Here is an 18895-nt window from a genome sequence, read left to right as displayed (position 1 = left end):
TGCGTGACGAAAGCTGACAAGGAGAGATGCGTGAGGCGATTGCCGGGGATTTTATTGCTTACAGGGGCAACGCTGGTCGTGATTGTCGCGTTGCTCGTGAGCGGGCTACGCCTCGTTTTGCCGCATCTCGACAGCTGGCGTCCGCAGCTGCTGGCAAAAATCGAATCCACCACCGGTGTGCCGGTCGACGTAAGCCAGCTAAGCGCCAGCTGGCAAAATTTTGGCCCGACGCTCGACGTCCGGGATATCAATGCCAGCCTGAAAGATGGCGGCCATCTGAAAATCAAACGCGTGACCCTGGCGCTGGACGTCTGGCAAAGCCTGCTGCATCTGCGCTGGCAGTTTCGCGATCTCACCTTTTACCAGCTTCAGTTTCTGACCAATACGCCGCTAACGGGCGGTGAGGATAATCAGGGCCTGGAAGCCAACCGCTTCAGCGATCTCTTCCTCCGTCAGTTCGATCATTTCGATCTGCGCGACAGCGAAGTGAGCTTTATTACCCTTTCCGGCCAGCGCGCCGAACTGGCGATCCCACAGCTAACCTGGCTTAACGGCAAGAACCGACACCGCGCGGAAGGACTGGTGAGCCTGTCCAGCCTGAACGGCCAGCACGGCGTGATGCAGGTACGTATGGATCTGCGCGACGATGACGGTCTGTTAAACAACGGTAAAGTCTGGCTGCAGGCCGACGATGTGGACGTGAAGCCCTGGCTCGGCGACTGGTTACAGCAAAACATGCAGCTGGAAACCGCCCGCTTTAGCCTTGAGGGCTGGCTAACCCTGACGAAGGGAAAATTCGCCAGCGGCGATATCTGGCTCAAGCAAGGGGGCGCAAGCTGGAAGGGCGAAAATCAGCAGCATCAGCTTTCCGTCGATAACCTCACCGCGCATGTGACGCAGGAGAAAGAGGGCTGGCAGTTTGCTATTCCGGATACGCGCATCACGATGGACGGCAAGCCGTGGCCGCGCGGTGCGCTGACGCTGGCCTGGATGCCGGAGCAGGACGTGGGCGGCGCGGCCAGTAAACGCAGCGATGAGCTGCGTATCCGCGCCAGTAACCTGGATCTGACAGCCATCGAAGGCCTGCGCTCGATGGCGGCGAAACTCTCCCCGGATTTGGGCGAGATTTGGCTGGCAACGCAGCCGAGCGGCAAGATTGATGCGCTGGCGCTGGATATCCCGCTTCAGGCCACAGATAAAACCCGTTTCCAGGCCTTGTGGAACGATCTTGCCTGGAAGCAGTGGAAGCTGCTTCCGGGAGCCGAACACTTCAGCGGCAAGCTGGAAGGCAGTGTGGAAAACGGCAGGCTGACGGTGGATATGCACAACGCCAAAATGCCTTACGAGACGGTCTTCCGTGCGCCGCTGGAAATTGAACAGGGCAATGCGGTGCTGAACTGGCTCCGTAATGATAAGGGCTTCCAGCTTGATGGCAGGCATATCGACGTCAAAGCCAAAGCGGTGCATGCACGCGGCGATTTCCGCTACCTGCAGCCAGATGGCGATGAGCCCTGGCTGGGTATTCTGGCCGGCATCAGTACCGATGATGGTTCTCAGGCCTGGCGCTATTTCCCGGAAAACCTGATGGGGAAAGCGCTGGTCGACTATCTGAGCGGCGCGATTCAGGGCGGTCAGGCGGATAATGCCACACTGGTCTACGGTGGTAATCCGCATCTTTTCCCGTACAAACATAATGAAGGTCAGTTCCAGGTGCTGGTGCCGCTGCACAACGCCACCTTCGCGTTCCAGCCTGGCTGGCCTGCGCTGAAAAACCTGGATATCGAACTTAACTTCCTCAATGACGGCTTATGGATGAAGTCAGACAGCGTTGCGCTGGGCGGCGTGACGGCCAGCAACCTGACGGCTAACATCCCGGACTACTCAAAAGAGAAGCTGCTTATTGATGCCGACATTAACGGTCCAGGTAAAGCGGTGGGGCCGTACTTTGAGGAGACGCCGCTGAAAGAGTCTCTGGCGGCGACGCTGCAGCAGCTCCAGCTTGATGGCGATGTGAATGCTCGCTTACATCTTGATATCCCGCTGGACGGTGAGATGACCACCGCCAAAGGTGATGTCCGTCTGAAGAACAACAGTCTGTACATTAAACCGCTTGAGAGCACCCTGAAAAACCTCAGCGGGCAGTTCAGTTTTGTGAATGGTAACCTCAAGAGCGAGCCGCTGACCGCCAGCTGGTTTAATCAGCCGGTGAATATTGACTTCACAACCACTGAGGGTGAAAAAGCTTACCAGGTGGCCGTCAATCTGGACGGTAACTGGCAGCCTGCGCGTATGGACGTCCTGCCGAAGCCGATCGCGTCATCAGTGGATGGCGCGGTAGCCTGGAATGGCAAAGTGGCTATTGAGCTGCCTTATCACGCAGGCGTGCAGTATAAGGTCGATATCACGGGTGACCTGAAAAACATCCACAGCCAGTTGCCCGCGCCGCTGGATAAACAGGCCGGACAATCGCTGCCGGTGAAGGTCAACGTCGATGGCAACCTGAACAGCTTTGCGTTGACCGGAAATGCGGGCAGCACAAACCATTTCAACAGCCGCTGGCTGCTTAATCGCAAACTCACCCTCGACAGGGCTATCTGGACGACGGACAGCAAAACCACGCCGCCACTGCCCGACCATGAGGGCGTTGAGCTCAATCTTCCGCCGATGGATGGCGCGGAGTGGCTGGCGCTGTTCCAGAAAGGCGTTGGACAAAACGTGGATGAAGCCGCCCAGTTCCCGCAAACCGTTACGGTACGCACGCCGTCGCTGATGTTGGGCGGACAGCAGTGGAACAACCTTAGCATTGTTTCTCAGCCCACCGCGAATGGCTCCAAAGTGGAGGCGCAGGGTCGGGAGATCAACGGCACGCTTACCATGCGTAATAACGCGCCGTGGCAGGCAGCGATTCGCTATCTCTACTACAACCCGTCCACCGCGAGTAAAGATCAACCGGCGAATACATCGCCGCTGAGTCAAGCCTCCCGCGTCGATTTTAGCGGCTGGCCCGATCTCCAGCTGCGCTGCGCGGAATGCTGGCTGTGGGGGCAAAAATATGGCCGTATCGACGGCGATTTTGCCATCCAGGGGAATACGCTTACGCTCTCCGGCGGCCTGGTCGATACCGGTTTTGGCCGCATGACGGCCGCAGGGGAATGGGTCAATAACCCGGGCGAACAGCGGACCTCCCTGAAGGGCGACATTAAAGGCAACAAACTGGATGCGGCAACCAATTTCTTTGGCATCACTACGCCGCTGCGGGGATCGTCATTTGACGTGAATTACGATCTTCACTGGCGAGACGCGCCGTGGAAGCCAGACGAAGCGTCACTGAACGGTATTTTAAAAACCCGCTTTGGCAAGGGTGAAATCGCCGATGTGAGCACGGGGCGCGCCGGGCAGATCCTGCGCCTGCTGAGTTTTGATGCGCTGCTGCGCAAGCTGCGCTTCGATTTCAGCGACACCTTCAGCGAAGGTTTCTACTACGATTCCATCCGCAGCACGGCGTGGATAAAGGACGGCGTGATGCATACGGATGACACGCTGGTAGACGGCCTGGAAGCGGATATCGCCATGAAAGGCTCAGTCAATCTGGTACGCCGTGAGCTGGATATGGAAGCCGTGGTGGCGCCGGAAATTTCCGCGAGCGTGGGCGTGGCGGCGGCGTTTGTGGTGAACCCGATAGTCGGTGCGGCGGTATTTGCTGCCAGTAAAGTGCTGGGCCCGCTGTGGAGCAAAGTCTCGATTCTGCGCTATCGCATTACCGGTCCGGTGGATAAACCTCAGATTAACGAGGTACTGCGCCAGCCGCGCAAAGATGCACAGCAATGATTTGACGTGGGCAGGTAATTGCCTCACTCTCAATAAATACGATTTTTATACCGCCACGGGCGGCAACGAACGAGTAGCAATACGATGAGTCTGAACCTGGTAAGTGAACATTTGCTCGCAGCGAACGGCCTGAGCCATCAGGACCTGTTCTCCATTCTTGGTCAACTGACCGAACGCCGTCTCGACTACGGCGATCTCTATTTCCAGTCGAGCTATCACGAATCCTGGGTTTTAGAAGACAGCATCATCAAAGATGGTTCTTATAACATTGACCAGGGCGTCGGCGTGCGCGCCGTCAGCGGTGAGAAAACCGGTTTTGCCTATGCCGACCAGATTAGCCTGGCTGCGCTGGAGCAAAGTGCGCAGGCTGCGCGTACCATTGTGCGTGATACTGGCGATGGCCGTGTGAAAACCCTCGGTGAAGTGTCGCACTCTGCGCTCTATACCAGTATCGATCCGCTGCAAAGCATGAGCCGCGAAGAGAAGCTGGATATTTTGCGCCGCGTGGACAAAGTGGCGCGTGCTGCAGATAAACGCGTTCAGGAAGTCTCTGCCAGCCTGAGCGGTGTTTATGAACTGATTCTGGTGGCGGCAACGGACGGTACGCTGGCCGCCGATGTGCGTCCGCTGGTGCGTCTTTCCATCAGCGTGCAGGTTGATGACAACGGTAAACGCGAGCGTGGCTCCAGCGGCGGCGGCGGTCGTTTCGGCTATGACTGGTTCCTGGGCGATGTAGATGGCGAAGCGCGCGCTGACGCGTGGGCAAAAGAAGCCGTGCGTATGGCACTGGTGAATCTTAATGCTGTTGCGGCTCCCGCCGGGACATTCCCGGTGGTGCTGGGCGCAGGCTGGCCGGGCGTGCTGCTGCACGAAGCGGTGGGCCACGGTCTGGAAGGCGACTTTAACCGTCGCGGGACATCCGTGTTCAGCGGTCAGATTGGACAGCTCGTCTCCTCTGAGCTGTGCACCGTGGTGGATGATGGCACTATGCCTGACCGTCGCGGTTCGGTGGCTATCGATGATGAAGGTACGCCAGGCCAGTACAATGTTCTGATTGAAAACGGCGTGCTGAAAGGTTACATGCAGGACAAACTCAACGCGCGCCTGATGGGCGTCGCGCCAACGGGTAACGGCCGTCGTGAATCCTACGCGCACCTGCCAATGCCGCGCATGACCAACACTTACATGTTGCCGGGCAAATCCACGCCGCAGGAGATTATCGAGTCTGTAGATTACGGTATCTTTGCGCCAAACTTTGGCGGCGGCCAGGTGGACATCACCTCCGGTAAATTTGTCTTCTCTACCTCAGAAGCGTATCTGATTGAGAAGGGAAAAGTGACCAAAGCGGTAAAAGGTGCGACCCTGATTGGTTCCGGTATCGAAGCCATGCAGCAGATCTCTATGGTCGGTAACGATCTGAAGCTGGACAACGGCGTGGGCGTCTGCGGTAAAGAGGGCCAGAGCCTGCCGGTTGGCGTCGGCCAGCCAACCCTGAAAGTGGATAATCTGACGGTGGGCGGTACAGCGTAGTTTTTCACCGCCTCACCCTAACCCTCTCCCTAACCGGGAGAGGGGAAAGGCCTATTCTTTCCTTCTTCCCCGCATCCCCTGAAACAGCTCTGCCACGTCCACAAAATAGTCGGTCAGATAGTTGATACACACCTGCACTTTGAGCGGCAGCTTGTCCTTTTCGGTATACAGGGCGTAGACCGGGCGCGGATCGGATTGATAGCGAGGGAAAAGGATCTCCAGCACGCCGCTGTTGATCTCATTGATCACCCACATCAACGGGACGTAGGCGATCCCCGCACCGGCCACCAGCCAGCGCGAAATAGTCATCGGATCGTTAGTGACGAATCGCCCTTCCGGCAGCAGCCGGGTGGAGATCCCCTCCGGGGCAATCAACTCGAATTCATTGTCGGGTCGCACGCTGTACTCCAGCCAGGAGTGGTTGGTGAGATCCGCGGGTTTCTCCGGAACGCCGTACTGCGCAAGATAGCTTTTCGAGGCGCAGACAACCATCGGCATGCTGCCCAGTCGACGCGAGAAGAGGCTGGAATCCTGCAACGCCCCCACGCGGATCACCACGTCCAGACCATCGGCGATCAGATCCGGCGCCGGGATACCTGTCACCAGATTGACGGTAAGCCCGGGGTACTCCTTCAGCATATCCGCGGTCATGGCAGCGAGTACATTTTGTGCCATAGTTGAAGAACACCCTATACGGAGTGTGCCGATCGGGGTGTTGTTAAAGGCGTAGAGCTGTTCATGGACGTCTTGTACTTCGTGCATCATGCGTCGGCAGCCCTGATAGTAAATTTTACCCGCCTCCGTCAGCCCAATGCTGCGGGTACTGCGGTTGAGCAGCTTGACCTGTAGCTCATCTTCCAGTTTAGAGACCGTCTGGCTAATGGATGAGACGCTCATCTGAAGCTGACGTGCCGCGGCGGTAAACGAACCCAGTTCAACCACTTTGGCGAAGACCGACATGCGTTTTAAACGTTCCATTGTTCACTCTGGCTTAAAAGTGATTTAGATCACATATTATAGATAACAGCATAACAGTTACGTTAATATATTATTAATTACATAACGGCTGCGCCATTCTCGCCCGACGTTTCTTGCTCTTCTGCGATGGCGTGCGCTAAAAAATTCTGAAGCCTGCACTCTCTCTTATCAAGGTCAACATGAGTCTGTTTCCCGTTATCGTGGTGTTCGGTCTGTCGTTCCCACCGATATTTTTCGAGCTACTTTTATCACTGGCGATCTTCTGGCTGGTGCGCAAGGTGCTGGTCCCTACCGGGATTTACGATTTCGTCTGGCACCCTGCATTGTTCAATACCGCGCTGTATTGCTGCCTGTTTTACCTGATATCGCGCATGTTTGTCTGAGGTTGATGTGAAAACGCTAACAAGAAAAATCTCCCGCACTGCCATCACGATGGCGCTGGTTATCCTCGCCTTCATCGCTATTTTTCGTGCCTGGGTCTATTACACCGAATCACCGTGGACGCGTGATGCGCGCTTCAGCGCGGATGTCGTGGCCATCGCCCCCGATGTGGCTGGTCTAATCACGGCGGTGAATGTTCACGATAACCAGCTGGTGAAAAAAGATCAGGTTCTGTTCACCATCGACCAGCCTCGTTACCAGAAGGCGCTGGAAGAAGCGGAAGCAGATGTCGCCTATTACCAGGCGCTGGCATCGGAAAAACGCCGTGAGGCGGGCCGCCGTAACCAGTTGGGCGTTCAGGCCATGTCCCGTGAAGAGATAGACCAGTCTAACAACGTGCTGCAAACCGTGCTGCACCAGCTGGCGAAAGCGCAAGCCACGCGCGATCTCGCTAAGCTCGATCTGGAGCGCACCGTGATCCGCGCGCCATCCGACGGCTGGGTCACTAACCTCAATGTCTATGCCGGGGAGTTTATTACCCGTGGCTCCACTGCCGTGGCGCTGGTTAAACAGAACTCCTTCTACGTGCTCGCCTATATGGAAGAGACCAAGCTGGAAGGCGTGCGTCCGGGTTATCGTGCGGAAATCACGCCGCTGGGCAGTAACCGCGTCTTCAAAGGTACCGTCGACAGTGTCGCTGCAGGGGTGACCAACTCCAGCAGCTCTAACGATACCAAAGGAATGGCGACGGTGGATTCCAACCTGGAATGGGTGCGTCTGGCGCAGCGTGTGCCGGTACGTATTCACCTTGATGAACAGCAGGGCAACCTGTGGCCTGCGGGGACCACGGCGACGGTTGTGATCACCGGTGAAAAAGATCGGGATGCCAGCCAGGACTCCTTCTTCCGTAAAATTGCCCATCGCCTGCGCGAGTTTGGTTAATCGCCATGGGTATCTTTTCCATCGCCAGCCAGCACATTCGCTTCGCCGTGAAGCTGGCCTGTGCCATTGTGCTGGCGCTGTTTGTTGGCTTTCACTTCCAGCTTGAAACCCCTCGCTGGGCGGTCCTGACGGCTGCAATAGTTGCGGCGGGTCCTGCCTTTGCCGCGGGCGGGGAACCCTATTCTGGCGCGATCCGCTATCGTGGGATGCTGCGTATCATCGGGACGTTTATCGGCTGTTTCGCGGCACTCACCATTATTATTCTGATGATCCGCACGCCATTGCTGATGCTGATGGTGTGCTGTATCTGGGCGGGTTTCTGCACCTGGATTTCGTCTCTGGTGAAAGTGGAAAACTCCTACGCCTGGGGGCTGGCGGGTTATACCGCGCTGATTATTATCATCACCATTCAGTCTGAACCTTTGCTCGCGCCGCAGTTTGCCGTGGAGCGCTGCAGCGAGATTGTGATCGGTATTGTGAGTGCGATTGTCGCTGACCTGCTTTTCTCTCCACGCTCCATCAAACAGGAAGTCGACCGTGAACTTGACGCGCTGATCGTTGCCCAGTACCAGCTGATGCAGCTGTGCATTAAGCATGGCGACAGTGAAGAGGTGGATAACGCCTGGAGCGGGCTGGTTCGCCGGACGCAGGCGCTGGAGGGGATGCGTAGCAACCTCAACATGGAGTCCTCGCGCTGGGCCCGTGCGAACCGCCGCCTGAAAGCCCTCAATACTGTCTCCCTGACGCTGATTACCCAGGCGTGTGAAACGTATCTCATCCAGAACACCCGTCCGGAAGCGGTCACCGATACGTTCCGTGAGCTGTTTGCCGAGCCGGTGGAAACCGTGCAGGACGTGCATAAACAGCTTAAGCGTATGCGTCGGGTGATCGCCTGGACCGGTGAGCGCGACACGCCGGTGACCATCTACACCTGGGTCGGGGCCGCGACGCGCTATCTGCTGCTGAAACGTGGCGTGATCGGCAACACCAAAATTAGCGCGGCGGAAGAAGAAGTCCTCCAGGGTGAAGTGGTCATCAAGGCCGAATCTGCCGAACGTCACCACGCGATGGTCAACTTCTGGCGTACCACGCTTGCCTGTATGCTCGGTACGCTGTTCTGGTTGTGGACAGGCTGGACGTCTGGCAGCGGCGCGATGGTGATGATTGCCGTTGTGACCGCACTGGCGATGCGTCTGCCTAACCCGCGTATGGTTGCCGTTGATTTCCTCTACGGTACCATTGCCGCCCTGCCGATAGGGGCGCTCTATTTCCTGGTCATCATCCCGTCGACGCAACAAAGCATGTTGCTGCTCTGTATTAGCCTGGCGGTGATGGCGTTCTTTATCGGCATTGAAGTGCAAAAGCGTCGCCTGGGATCGCTGGGGGCGCTGGCGAGTACGATTAACATCATCGTGCTCGATAACCCGATGACTTTCCATTTCAGCCAGTTCCTCGACAGCGCGCTGGGCCAGCTGGTGGGCTGTTTCCTGGCGATGATGGTCATTCTGCTGGTGCGAGATAACTCACAGGCGCGGACGGGGCGTGTGTTATTGAATCAGTTTGTTTCTGCCGCCGTGTCGTCGATGACCACCAATACCGCGCGTCGTAAAGAGAACCACCTCCCGGCGCTCTATCAGCAGCTGTTTTTACTGCTGAACAAGTTTCCGGGCGACATCGCGAAGTTCCGCCTGGCGTTAACCATGATTATCGCGCACCAGCGTCTGCGCAGTGCACCGGTGCCGATCAACGACGATCTCTCCGCCTGGCACCGTCAGCTGCGTCGTACCGCGGACCATGTGCTTTCCGCCAGCAGTGATGACAAACGTCGCCGTTACTTTACGCAGCTGCTTGAAGAGCTCGATATCTATCAGGAAAAACTTAAGCACTGGGATGCACCGCTTCAGGTCACCGAACCGGTAGGGCGGCTGGCGCTGATGCTGCGTCGCTATCAAAATGCCCTCACCGATAACTGACTGAAGTAAAAAAACCGACGCCAAAAGCGTCGGTTTTTTTGTGGCTATACTTATTCCAGCACGTTCTTACATTCAGAAAGGGAGGACACATGACGACCCAGGCGCTTCAGGACAATACCCTTTTTCAGACCGGCTATCTGGTTAACGGCCTCTGGAAACCGCTGGATACGACGTTTGATGTGCTTAACCCGGCTACCGGGGAAGTCATCGCCCGCGTCGCGAAAGCCGGCAAAGCAGAGACCGAAGCCGCAATTGCTGCCGCCACCCAGGCTTTCCCTGCATGGCGCGCCAAAACCGCGAAAGAGCGTTCGGCCATTCTTTACCGCTGGTACGAACTGATTATTGAGAATAAAAGCTGGCTCGGACGGCTAATGACCACCGAACAGGGTAAGCCCCTGAAAGAAGCGGAAGGTGAAGTGGAGTACGCCGCCAGCTTTATCCAGTGGTTTGCCGAAGAGGCCAAGCGTGCGAACGGTGAAATTATTCCGCCGATCAAACCCGGCTCGCGCATTCTGGCGACCCGTGAACCGATCGGTGTTGTCGCGGCTATCACGCCGTGGAACTTCCCGATGGCGATGCTCACCCGCAAGTTAGGCCCGGCGCTGGCAGCCGGATGCACCGGGGTAATCAAACCGGCCAATAACACGCCGCTCAGCGCTTTTGCGCTGCTGACGCTGGCAAAACAGGCCGGCGTACCGGATGGGGTACTCAACGCGGTCGCCGGGAATACGCACGAAATCAGCGACGCGATTATGGCCAGCCGGGACGTGCGAAAAATCTCCTTCACCGGCTCGACATCGGTTGGCAAAACGCTGGTGCGTAACGCCGCAGAAACCATGAAAAAAGTCTCGATGGAGCTGGGGGGAAATGCTCCGTACATCGTCTTTGAGGATGCAGACATCGACGCGGCTGTGAAAGGCGCGATCGCCAATAAGTTTCGCAATGCCGGGCAGGTCTGCGTCAGCGTGAACCGCTTCTATATTCAGGAAACCGTCTACGACAAATTTGTGAATAAACTCGCTGATGCGGTGAAGGCGCTGAAGGTGGGAAATGGTCTTGAGGACGGCGTCGTCGTCGGGCCGTTGATTGAAGGCGCAGCGGTCCACAAGGTACGTGAACATGTTGACGACGCTGTTGCGCGTGGCGCGACCGTGCTGGTGGGCGGTAAACCTCATTCCCTTGGCGGCAATTTCTGGATGCCGACCGTACTGGGGGACTGTCATGAAGGGATGAAGCTGGCAGAAGAGGAGACGTTTGGCCCGGTCGCGGCGTGCTTCCGTTTCACCTCAGAAGATGAAGTCATCCAGCGTGCCAACAACACGCCTTATGGTCTGGCGGCGTACTTCTATACCCAGAATCTCTCGCGGGTCTTCCGCGTTTCACAGGCAATTGAAAGCGGAATGATTGGGATTAATGAGTGCGCCGTCTCCACAGAACTGGGGCCCTTTGGCGGCGTGAAAGAATCCGGCCTGGGGCGTGAGGGATCGGTGCTGGGGCTGGAAGAGTATCTGGAAGTTAAAACCCTGCATATCGGGGGATTATAATAGATGGAGCGGCATCTGCCGCTCGCCTGGACTGGTGGCTGGTAATGAAAACCTATACCTTTGATTTTGATGAGATAGACAGTCAGGAAGACTTCTACCGGGAATTTACACGGGTGTTTGATCTTGAACAACAAAGCGTGACGAACCTGGATACGCTGTGGGATGTGGTAACCGGCAGTCTGTTGCCGCTACCGCTGGAAATAGAGTTTATCCATCTGCCCGATAAGCTGCGCAGACGTTTCGGGGCGCTGATATTACTGTTCGATGAAGCGGAAGAAGAGCTGGAAGGACAACTGCGTTTCAATGCTCGCCACTGAGCAAGCCATAAAAAAGCCCCTGACCATCAGGCCAGGGGCAAGTCGTATGATGAGATACGACGAGGGTTTATTTATACAGTTCTGCCGTGGCATGCCAGTGGTCACCCTGATTCAGTTCGGTGACGCGATAGCTGCTGGCGCCTGCTTTTTCAGCTTTGGCGGCAAGTTCCTGACGGATATCCATCGGTGAGCCGGTGACCGACGTGACGGATACGCTGCCCATACGCTGCAGATTTTGTGCCTGGTCGGCATTCACTTGCTGTACGGCTGCGCTCGCGCCGAAAGAGAGAACGGATGCCAGACCGAGGGTTGCGATGATCAATTTGGTTTTCATAGTCTTTACTCCTGGAAAAGGTTTTTTGCTCAACGGCGAGAAGGGTTGAACCGCTATTTTTATGCCTGGTGCCGTTGAGTGGAGAATTACATCTTCAGTGATAACTAAAACTTATTTGTACAGTTCTGCGGTTGCGTGCCAGTGGTCACCGGAACGCGCTTCGATGATGCGATAAGATGATGCACCTTTTTCTTCCGCTTTTTTGTTCAGCATTTCATGCATGTCCATTGGCGACGTGCCGACTGCACCGACCGAAACCGTACCGATTGCTTCACGGGATTGTGCCTGGTCAGCATTAATAGCGTCAGCCGCGAAAGCACCGAAGGACAGGACAGACAGGACGCTTAGCGCCGCTACAGTGGTTTTGATTTTCATGATTCTTACCTCGTCGAATTTTTTAGTGGGGTCTTGTTTCGTGACCCTCATCACAAAATCAAGTATACACTAATAACGGCAAAAATTAATACCAGACTAATGGTTTCCTGTGTTATTACGTGTTAAACATACCGTTTTTTATAACCAAAACGCATAATATTGAGTGATTTTTGAGCATCAAGTGTGTTTAAATCTAAGAAAATCATATGGATATCTGCTTTTGATTTTTTGTGCGATTTTTTGATTTATCATTCACCAGATGAATGTTAATAGGTGGTAAAAAGCACTATTTGTTAAAACCAGAGGCAGTGGAATGCAGGGGAAAACGAGGCTGGAGCAGGATGTTCCCCGTAGCAGCGCTACGGGGAGAGAGGATTACAGTTCCTGTTCGAACAGAACCAGAATCGCTTCGTGGAGATCTTTTACGGAGAAACCGCTGGCCGGGGTGGTAAAAATGGTGTCGTCGCCTGCGATGGTACCCAGGATGCCCTCCGTTTTACCTAACGAGTCCAGCATGCGGGCAATCAGCTGTGCGGCACCAGGGCTTGTGTGGATCACCACCACGGCGTCGTTATAGTCGATATCCAGAACCAGATTTTTGAGGGGGCTGGAAGTGGTCGGCACGCCAAGTTCAGCCGGCAGGCAATAGACCATCTCCATCTTCGCGTTACGGGTACGTACCGCGCCAAACTTAGTTAACATGCGGGAGACTTTCGACTGATTGATGTTATCGAAACCTTGTTCCTGCAGCGCCTGAACAATTTCTCCCTGAGAACTGAATTTCTCTTCTTTGAGTAGCGCTTTAAACGCCTTTACTAATTCTTCTTGCTTAGACGAGCTTCGCATAAGTCACCCGGAATATGACGAAAGAAACAACATTATTATGCGTGTGGATGAATTTTTATGCAAATTATCTACTCAGCGCAAGGCTGAAATAATGTTATGAAAGGGAGTGATTTTATCAGATTTCGTTATCAGAAAACATGCCTGGGTCACGCCACGCAAATAAGCTTAAAAGTAAATTAAATGTTATCAAAATGATGTTGTTTTGGTAGCGGGGCAGGGTGTATTGTAACCCCCTCTTAATGCGTTGCCTTCTGTCGTCAGATAGCCTTCTGATGAGAGATAAAGACGCGTGACCTCAAATTCTTTAGCTTCGAAAATTGTAATTAAAGACGTGCTGAATTAAGGTCGCGGCAACGGATTTACAGATACTTAAGTTAACCATAATAAGGAGTTTAGGATGAAAGTCGCAGTCCTCGGCGCTGCTGGTGGTATCGGCCAGGCGCTTGCCCTACTACTGAAAACCCAACTGCCTTCAGGCTCAGAACTCTCCCTGTACGATATTGCTCCGGTAACCCCAGGTGTGGCGGTTGACCTAAGCCACATCCCGACAGCTGTAAAAATCAAAGGCTTCTCCGGTGAAGATGCACGTCCTGCACTGCAGGGTGCTGACGTGGTGCTGATTTCTGCAGGCGTGGCGCGTAAGCCAGGCATGGATCGTTCAGACCTGTTCAACGTCAACGCGGGCATCGTGAAAAACCTGGTGCAGCAGATCGCTGAAGTCTGCCCGAAAGCGTGCATCGGCATCATCACTAACCCAGTGAACACCACCGTCGCAATCGCGGCAGAAGTGCTGAAGAAAGCAGGTGTTTACGATAAAAACAAACTGTTCGGCGTGACCACGCTGGATATCATCCGTTCCAACACCTTTGTTGCTGAGCTGAAAGGCAAACAGCCAACAGAAGTGGAAGTGCCTGTCATTGGCGGTCACTCTGGTGTCACCATTCTGCCTCTGCTGTCGCAGATCCCAGGCGTGAGCTTTACCGAGCAGGAAGTGGCTGACCTGACCAAACGTATCCAGAACGCGGGCACCGAAGTGGTGGAAGCGAAGGCGGGTGGCGGTTCTGCAACGCTGTCTATGGGCCAGGCGGCGGCACGTTTCGGTCTGTCACTGGTTCGCGCTCTGCAGGGCGAAAAAGGCGTTGTTGAATGCGCTTACGTTGAAGGCGATGGCGAACATGCCCGCTTCTTCTCTCAGCCGCTGCTGCTGGGTAAAAATGGTATTGAAGAACGTAAGTCTATCGGTACGCTGAGCGCGTTTGAGCAAAACGCGATGGAAGGCATGCTGGATACGCTGAAGAAAGATATCACGCTGGGCGAAGAGTTCGTTAATAAGTAAAACGAGCCAACTGCCGTAGGCCGGGTAAGCGTTAGCGCCACCCGGCAAAAACAAACCGAAGCACTGACTGGCTTCGGTTTTTTTATGGCTGTCAGTTTGTTGCCGGATATTCCTGAACCGTCACATGCAGCGTCAGTTTTTTATCGTTACGCATGACTTCAACAGGGATGATCGAACCCGGACGAATTTCTGCCACCTGGTCCATCGTCTCCAGGGCAGACACGGCCGGTGTGCCGTTAACCGAGACAATGACATCATTTACCTGAATCCCCGCGTTAGCCGCCGGACCGCCAGGCGATACCTCGTTGACCACAATGCCCTGAATCTGATCGATACCGCCGCCCTGGGTATGCATCGGTGCAATTTCGCGCCCGCCAATGCCGATATAGCCGCGGATGACGCGCCCGTCGCGAATCAGCTTATCCATAATCTTGGTCGCCAGCTGGAAGGGAATAGCAAAGCCGATCCCCTCCGGCGTCTCGCCGTCGTTGCTCTTATCGAACGAGAGGGTATTGATGCCCATCAGTTCGCCCAGCGAGTTAACCAGCGCGCCACCCGAGTTACCGTGGTTGATTGACGCATCGGTTTGCAGGAAATTCTGCCGCCCTGACGGGTTAAGGCCAATTCGACCGGTTGCGCTGATAATCCCCTGCGTGATCGTCTGGCCGAGGTTGTAAGGGTTACCGATAGCCAGGACCACATCGCCAATGTGTGGCGTGCGTTTGCGGTTAATCGGAATGACCGGCAAACCCCCGGTGGCATTGATTTTGAGCACGGCAAGGTCGGTCAGGCTGTCAGAACCCACCAGCAATGCTTCAAACACGCGGCCATCCTGCAGGGCAACGATGATTTGGTCGGCATCATTGATCACATGTTTGTTGGTAATAATGTAGCCGCGCTCGTCCATAATCACCCCGGAGCCCAGCGTGCGGATCTCAAGCTGGTTATGGGCCGAGCTATTGAGGCCGCGGTTATAAACGTTAACCACGGCAGGGGCGGCACGGCGAACGGCCGTATTATAGGTTGCTGGCGTTTCATCCGCGCTGTCGAACTGGGGAGCGGACAGTTTATTGAACTGACGCAAAGACGGCATCGCCAGCAGCAGCAGGCCAGCGACAATCAAACCGATAACAATGGAACGTAAGAGCTTTGAAAGCATGATGCGCGTGTCGTGATAAAAGGAACGATTTGCAGCATAACATGAGTTATCCGGACATCACACGCAGCGGTGATGTCCGGGATAGCAAATGCTTAGCGCAACAGAATGTAGATGGACTCATTGCCGCGCATCACCTGCAGGGCAATGACCGCCGGCTTGCTCTCCAGCACTTTGCGAAGTTCAGCGATGGATTGCACGCGATTACGGTTTACGCCAATGATGACGTCTTCCTGATGCAATCCGGCCTGCGCGGCAGGGCTGCTCTTCTCAACGGTGTCGATGCGAATGCCTTTCGTACCGTCTTTCAGTTGCCCGTCGCTCAACGTTGCCCCTTGCAGCGCAGGGGCGATAAGCTCCGCGCTGGCCGATGACGAGGTACTCTTATCCAGCGTCACTTCGACGTTCAACGGCTTACCGTCACGGATCAGACCGAGTTTCACCTTCGCACCGGGCTCAGTCGTGGCAATACGCGAGCGCAATTCAGCAAAGCTGCTCAATGGCTTATCGTTGAGGCTGACGATTACATCGCCTGATTTGATGCCTGCTTTTGCCGAGCCGGAGTTTGGCAGCACTTCACTGACAAAAGCACCACGCTGCACGTTAATATTGAACGCTTTCGCAATATCCGCACTCATCTCCATGCCTTTGATACCCAACAGCCCGCGTTTGACTTCGCCAAACTGGATAAGCTGCTGTGCCAGCGTTTTGGCCATATTGCTCGGGATAGCAAAGCCGATCCCGATACTGCCGCCGCCCGGCGCCAGTATCGCTGTGTTAATCCCAATCAGCTCACCGTTAAGGTTGAGCAACGCCCCGCCGGAGTTCCCGCGGTTGATCGAGGCATCGGTCTGGATAAAGTTTTCCAGACCTTCCAGATTCAGGCCGCTACGCCCCAGCGCAGAGATAATGCCGGAGGTGGCGGTTTGTCCTAAACCAAAGGGGTTGCCCACGGCAACGGCAAAATCACCGACGCGAAGTTTGTCGGAATCCGCAATGGCAATCTGGGTCAGGTTGCTCGGGTTTTGTACCTGCAGCAGTGCGATGTCACTCTGGTCATCGCCGCCAATCAGTTTGGCGTCAAATTCGCGACCATCGTTCAGCTGTACGCTGATTTTATCGGCCTGGCTGATGACATGATTGTTGGTCAGGATATAGCCTTTGGCCGCATCAATAATGACGCCGGAACCCAGACCTTCAAAGGGTTGTGCCTGCTGGTCAGGGCCCTCATCGCCAAAATATTTTTTCAGTTCTTCCGGTACGCGCTGGCTTTGTACTGCCGTGCCTTCAACCTGCACGCTGACAACCGCAGGCAACACTTTTTCCAGCATCGGCGCGAGGCTTGGAATGGCTGCTTGTCCCGGCACCTGTGAGGGCAACGCCGCACTGGCAGGGAAGGACGCCGAGAGGGATAACCCGACACTTAACGCTAAAGCGCTCAACAGCTGGTTTTTTTTCTTCATTGATGCTGACTCTCGTATCCTGGAATGAAAGAAGAACGGCCCAAAATCATAATGATGTTATTGAATTTTATACCGCTGAACAATGAGGCGTTTGACTAAATAATAGCTGGGGACGGGAAGAAAGGACGGGCGCAAGGGATGCGCCCGTAAAATATATTCAGGTTGTGCGATTAATCGCGTTTTGCGCCACCGCGTAGCAGACCGGATGCGCCGTCAGAATAGTCACGAGGCATCTGAACTGGAGCCTGATCGTTACCGGCCTCCGAGTCTGCCAGACGGTTGCGGAACGGGTTCGTTTCCGCGGTCATTTCCGGCAGCAGGCTGCTGGAGCTCTTCGCCATATGCTGATACAGCTGACGGTAGTCGGTTGCCATATTGTCCAGCAGCTCAGCGCTACGGGCAAAGTGGCTAACCAGCTCTTCGCGATACTCTTCCAGCTCTGCTTTGTTCTTTTCCAGTTCGTACTGCAGTGACTGCTGCTGACGCAATTTGCGGTTACCGAAACGCATGGCCACAGCACCGATCACGATGCCGACGACTAAACCGATTAGCGCATATTCCCAGGTCATGAACTTCTCCCGTTGTCTTGTTGTTCCGTAGGGTGTTGGCTCGGCTCCTGCCTGTGCCTGATAATGCCACTATAACCGCTATTTCCGCAGAAGTGGAATCCTGACGTATCATCGCGTAGTGTAGAACGGCCTTTTTTTCATCAGTCACGCCTGCTGGTGAGCGTTAATTGAAGGAATAACAATAAGATTATGCAAAACCTGTCCCCTGCGTCGCGATATCAACAGGCCCTTAACGAGGGCACGCACCAACCAGATGATGTTCAACGTGAGGCGGTAAACCGCCTGGAGATGATTTATCAGGAACTCACGGCAAAACCCGCTGACGTTGATCAGAGCAGTGGGCTAAAAGCGGCATTTGGACGATTGCTCGGTAAAAAAACGCCACAGACTCAGGCTCCGGTGCGTGGTTTATATATGTGGGGCGGGGTCGGGCGCGGAAAAACCTGGCTGATGGACCTGTTCTATCTCAGCCTGCCTGGCGCACGTAAGCAGCGTCTGCACTTTCACCGTTTTATGCTGCGGGTGCATGAGGAACTGACCGCGCTGCAGGGCAAAAGCGATCCGCTGGAGATTGTGGCCGACAGATTCAAGGCGGAAACAGACGTGCTCTGCTTCGATGAGTTTTTTGTGTCTGACATCACCGACGCCATGCTGCTAGGTGGCCTGATGAAAGCCCTGTTCGCCCGAGGGATCACGCTGGTGGCGACTTCGAATATTCCGCCGGACGAGCTCTATCGCAACGGCCTGCAACGGGCGCGCTTCTTGCCCGCTATTGATGCTATTAAGCAACACTGCGACATCATGAACGTGGATGCCGGGGTAGATTACCGGTTACGCACGCTGACCCAGGCCCATTTGTGGCTTTCACCGCTCAATGCGCAGACTACCCGCGAGATGGATAAACTGTGGCTGGCGCTGGCGGGCACAAAACGTGAACATGCACCGACGCTGGAGATAAACCATCGCCCGCTGCCAACGCTCGGCGTCGAAAACCAAACGCTGGCGGTCTCCTTTACGACGCTCTGCGTGGATGCCCGTAGTCAGCACGACTACATTGCGCTTTCGCGTCTCTTCCACACCGTGATGGTACTGGATGTGCCGGTGATGACGAAACTGATGGAAAGTGAAGCGCGACGCTTCATTGCCCTGGTGGACGAGTTTTATGAGCGCCACGTTAAGCTGGTGGTCAGCGCCGAGGTACCTTTATATGAGATCTACCAGGGCGAGCGGCTTAAGTTTGAGTTCCAGCGCTGCCTGTCGCGCCTGCAGGAGATGCAGAGCGAGGAATACCTGAAGCGGGAGCATATGCCATAAATGCCACCC

The 18895-nt window shown here is 55.2% G+C and carries 16 protein-coding genes; 9 read left to right on the top strand and 7 right to left on the bottom strand.

Annotated features, from left to right (window positions below; all coding sequences use genetic code 11):
* Window positions 1-30 precede the first annotated feature (30 nt).
* Complete coding sequence (gene yhdP / locus ACOTY9_RS14370; RefSeq protein WP_348565950.1) at window positions 31-3828, top strand: AsmA2 domain-containing protein YhdP; 3798 nt, start codon at window positions 31-33, stop codon at window positions 3826-3828.
* 84 nt (window positions 3829-3912) lie between these two features.
* Window positions 3913-5358 carry a metalloprotease TldD gene (gene tldD / locus ACOTY9_RS14365; protein WP_023331419.1) on the top strand — a complete coding sequence of 482 codons (1446 nt, stop codon included), beginning with the start codon at window positions 3913-3915 and terminating at the stop codon, window positions 5356-5358.
* Between the two features lie 51 nt (window positions 5359-5409).
* Here the strand turns inward: tldD and aaeR are convergent, their stop codons facing one another.
* Entirely contained in the window at window positions 5410-6336 is a 927-nt protein-coding gene (gene aaeR / locus ACOTY9_RS14360; protein ID WP_014885429.1) for an HTH-type transcriptional activator AaeR, read from the bottom strand.
* 179 nt (window positions 6337-6515) lie between these two features.
* Between aaeR and aaeX the strand changes: the two genes are divergently transcribed.
* The 5 genes from aaeX to ACOTY9_RS14335 all read left to right on the top strand — a co-directional run bounded on the left by aaeX (window position 6516) and on the right by ACOTY9_RS14335 (window position 11493).
* Window positions 6516-6719 carry a p-hydroxybenzoic acid efflux pump operon protein AaeX gene (gene aaeX / locus ACOTY9_RS14355; protein ID WP_003860416.1) on the top strand — a complete coding sequence of 68 codons (204 nt, stop codon included), beginning with the start codon at window positions 6516-6518 and terminating at the stop codon, window positions 6717-6719.
* 7 nt (window positions 6720-6726) lie between these two features.
* Window positions 6727-7659, top strand: a complete 933-nt coding sequence (gene aaeA, locus ACOTY9_RS14350) for a p-hydroxybenzoic acid efflux pump subunit AaeA (protein ID WP_014885428.1) — start codon at window positions 6727-6729, stop codon at window positions 7657-7659.
* Window positions 7660-7664: 5 nt separating this feature from the next.
* Complete coding sequence (aaeB, locus tag ACOTY9_RS14345) at window positions 7665-9632, top strand: p-hydroxybenzoic acid efflux pump subunit AaeB (protein ID WP_014885427.1); 1968 nt, start codon at window positions 7665-7667, stop codon at window positions 9630-9632.
* Between the two features lie 89 nt (window positions 9633-9721).
* Entirely contained in the window at window positions 9722-11176 is a 1455-nt protein-coding gene (locus ACOTY9_RS14340) for an NAD-dependent succinate-semialdehyde dehydrogenase (RefSeq protein ID WP_348565949.1), read from the top strand.
* 44 nt (window positions 11177-11220) lie between these two features.
* On the top strand, window positions 11221-11493 hold the full coding sequence (locus tag ACOTY9_RS14335) for a barstar family protein (protein WP_045281399.1): 273 nt from the start codon (window positions 11221-11223) through the stop codon (window positions 11491-11493).
* A gap of 67 nt (window positions 11494-11560) precedes the next feature.
* Here the strand turns inward: ACOTY9_RS14335 and yhcN (ACOTY9_RS14330) are convergent, their stop codons facing one another.
* The 3 genes from yhcN (ACOTY9_RS14330) to argR form a co-directional block, all read right to left on the bottom strand.
* Complete coding sequence (gene yhcN, locus ACOTY9_RS14330) at window positions 11561-11827, bottom strand: peroxide/acid stress response protein YhcN (protein ID WP_014885424.1); 267 nt, start codon at window positions 11825-11827, stop codon at window positions 11561-11563.
* Between the two features lie 111 nt (window positions 11828-11938).
* The gene (yhcN, locus tag ACOTY9_RS14325; RefSeq protein WP_014885423.1) at window positions 11939-12202 is read right to left on the bottom strand and encodes a peroxide/acid stress response protein YhcN; all 264 of its coding nucleotides are present in this window, start codon (window positions 12200-12202) and stop codon (window positions 11939-11941) included.
* Between the two features lie 375 nt (window positions 12203-12577).
* Window positions 12578-13048, bottom strand: a complete 471-nt coding sequence (gene argR / locus ACOTY9_RS14320) for a transcriptional regulator ArgR (RefSeq protein WP_008502836.1) — start codon at window positions 13046-13048, stop codon at window positions 12578-12580.
* Between the two features lie 397 nt (window positions 13049-13445).
* Between argR and mdh the strand changes: the two genes are divergently transcribed.
* On the top strand, window positions 13446-14384 hold the full coding sequence (gene mdh / locus ACOTY9_RS14315) for a malate dehydrogenase (protein ID WP_014885422.1): 939 nt from the start codon (window positions 13446-13448) through the stop codon (window positions 14382-14384).
* Window positions 14385-14475: 91 nt separating this feature from the next.
* Here mdh and degS read toward each other — a convergent pair whose 3' ends face one another.
* The 3 genes from degS to zapG form a co-directional block, all read right to left on the bottom strand.
* The gene (gene degS / locus ACOTY9_RS14310) at window positions 14476-15543 is read right to left on the bottom strand and encodes an outer membrane-stress sensor serine endopeptidase DegS (protein WP_014885421.1); all 1068 of its coding nucleotides are present in this window, start codon (window positions 15541-15543) and stop codon (window positions 14476-14478) included.
* A gap of 92 nt (window positions 15544-15635) precedes the next feature.
* Window positions 15636-17003 carry a serine endoprotease DegQ gene (degQ, locus tag ACOTY9_RS14305; protein ID WP_023331415.1) on the bottom strand — a complete coding sequence of 456 codons (1368 nt, stop codon included), beginning with the start codon at window positions 17001-17003 and terminating at the stop codon, window positions 15636-15638.
* Between the two features lie 170 nt (window positions 17004-17173).
* A complete protein-coding gene (gene zapG / locus ACOTY9_RS14300) occupies window positions 17174-17572 on the bottom strand; it encodes a Z-ring associated protein ZapG (RefSeq protein WP_010436126.1) in 399 nt (132 codons plus the stop codon).
* A 189-nt stretch (window positions 17573-17761) separates the two neighbouring features.
* Between zapG and zapE the strand changes: the two genes are divergently transcribed.
* The gene (gene zapE / locus ACOTY9_RS14295; protein ID WP_014885419.1) at window positions 17762-18886 is read left to right on the top strand and encodes a cell division protein ZapE; all 1125 of its coding nucleotides are present in this window, start codon (window positions 17762-17764) and stop codon (window positions 18884-18886) included.
* Window positions 18887-18895 lie beyond the last annotated feature (9 nt).

Origin of the sequence: Enterobacter cloacae complex sp. SHL012 (assembly GCF_049237505.1) — a bacterium.
GTDB classification, from domain to species: domain Bacteria; phylum Pseudomonadota; class Gammaproteobacteria; order Enterobacterales; family Enterobacteriaceae; genus Enterobacter; species Enterobacter kobei.
Note: the sequence above shows the minus strand (reverse complement) of the source record. Positions and strands in the feature narration are given on the sequence as shown.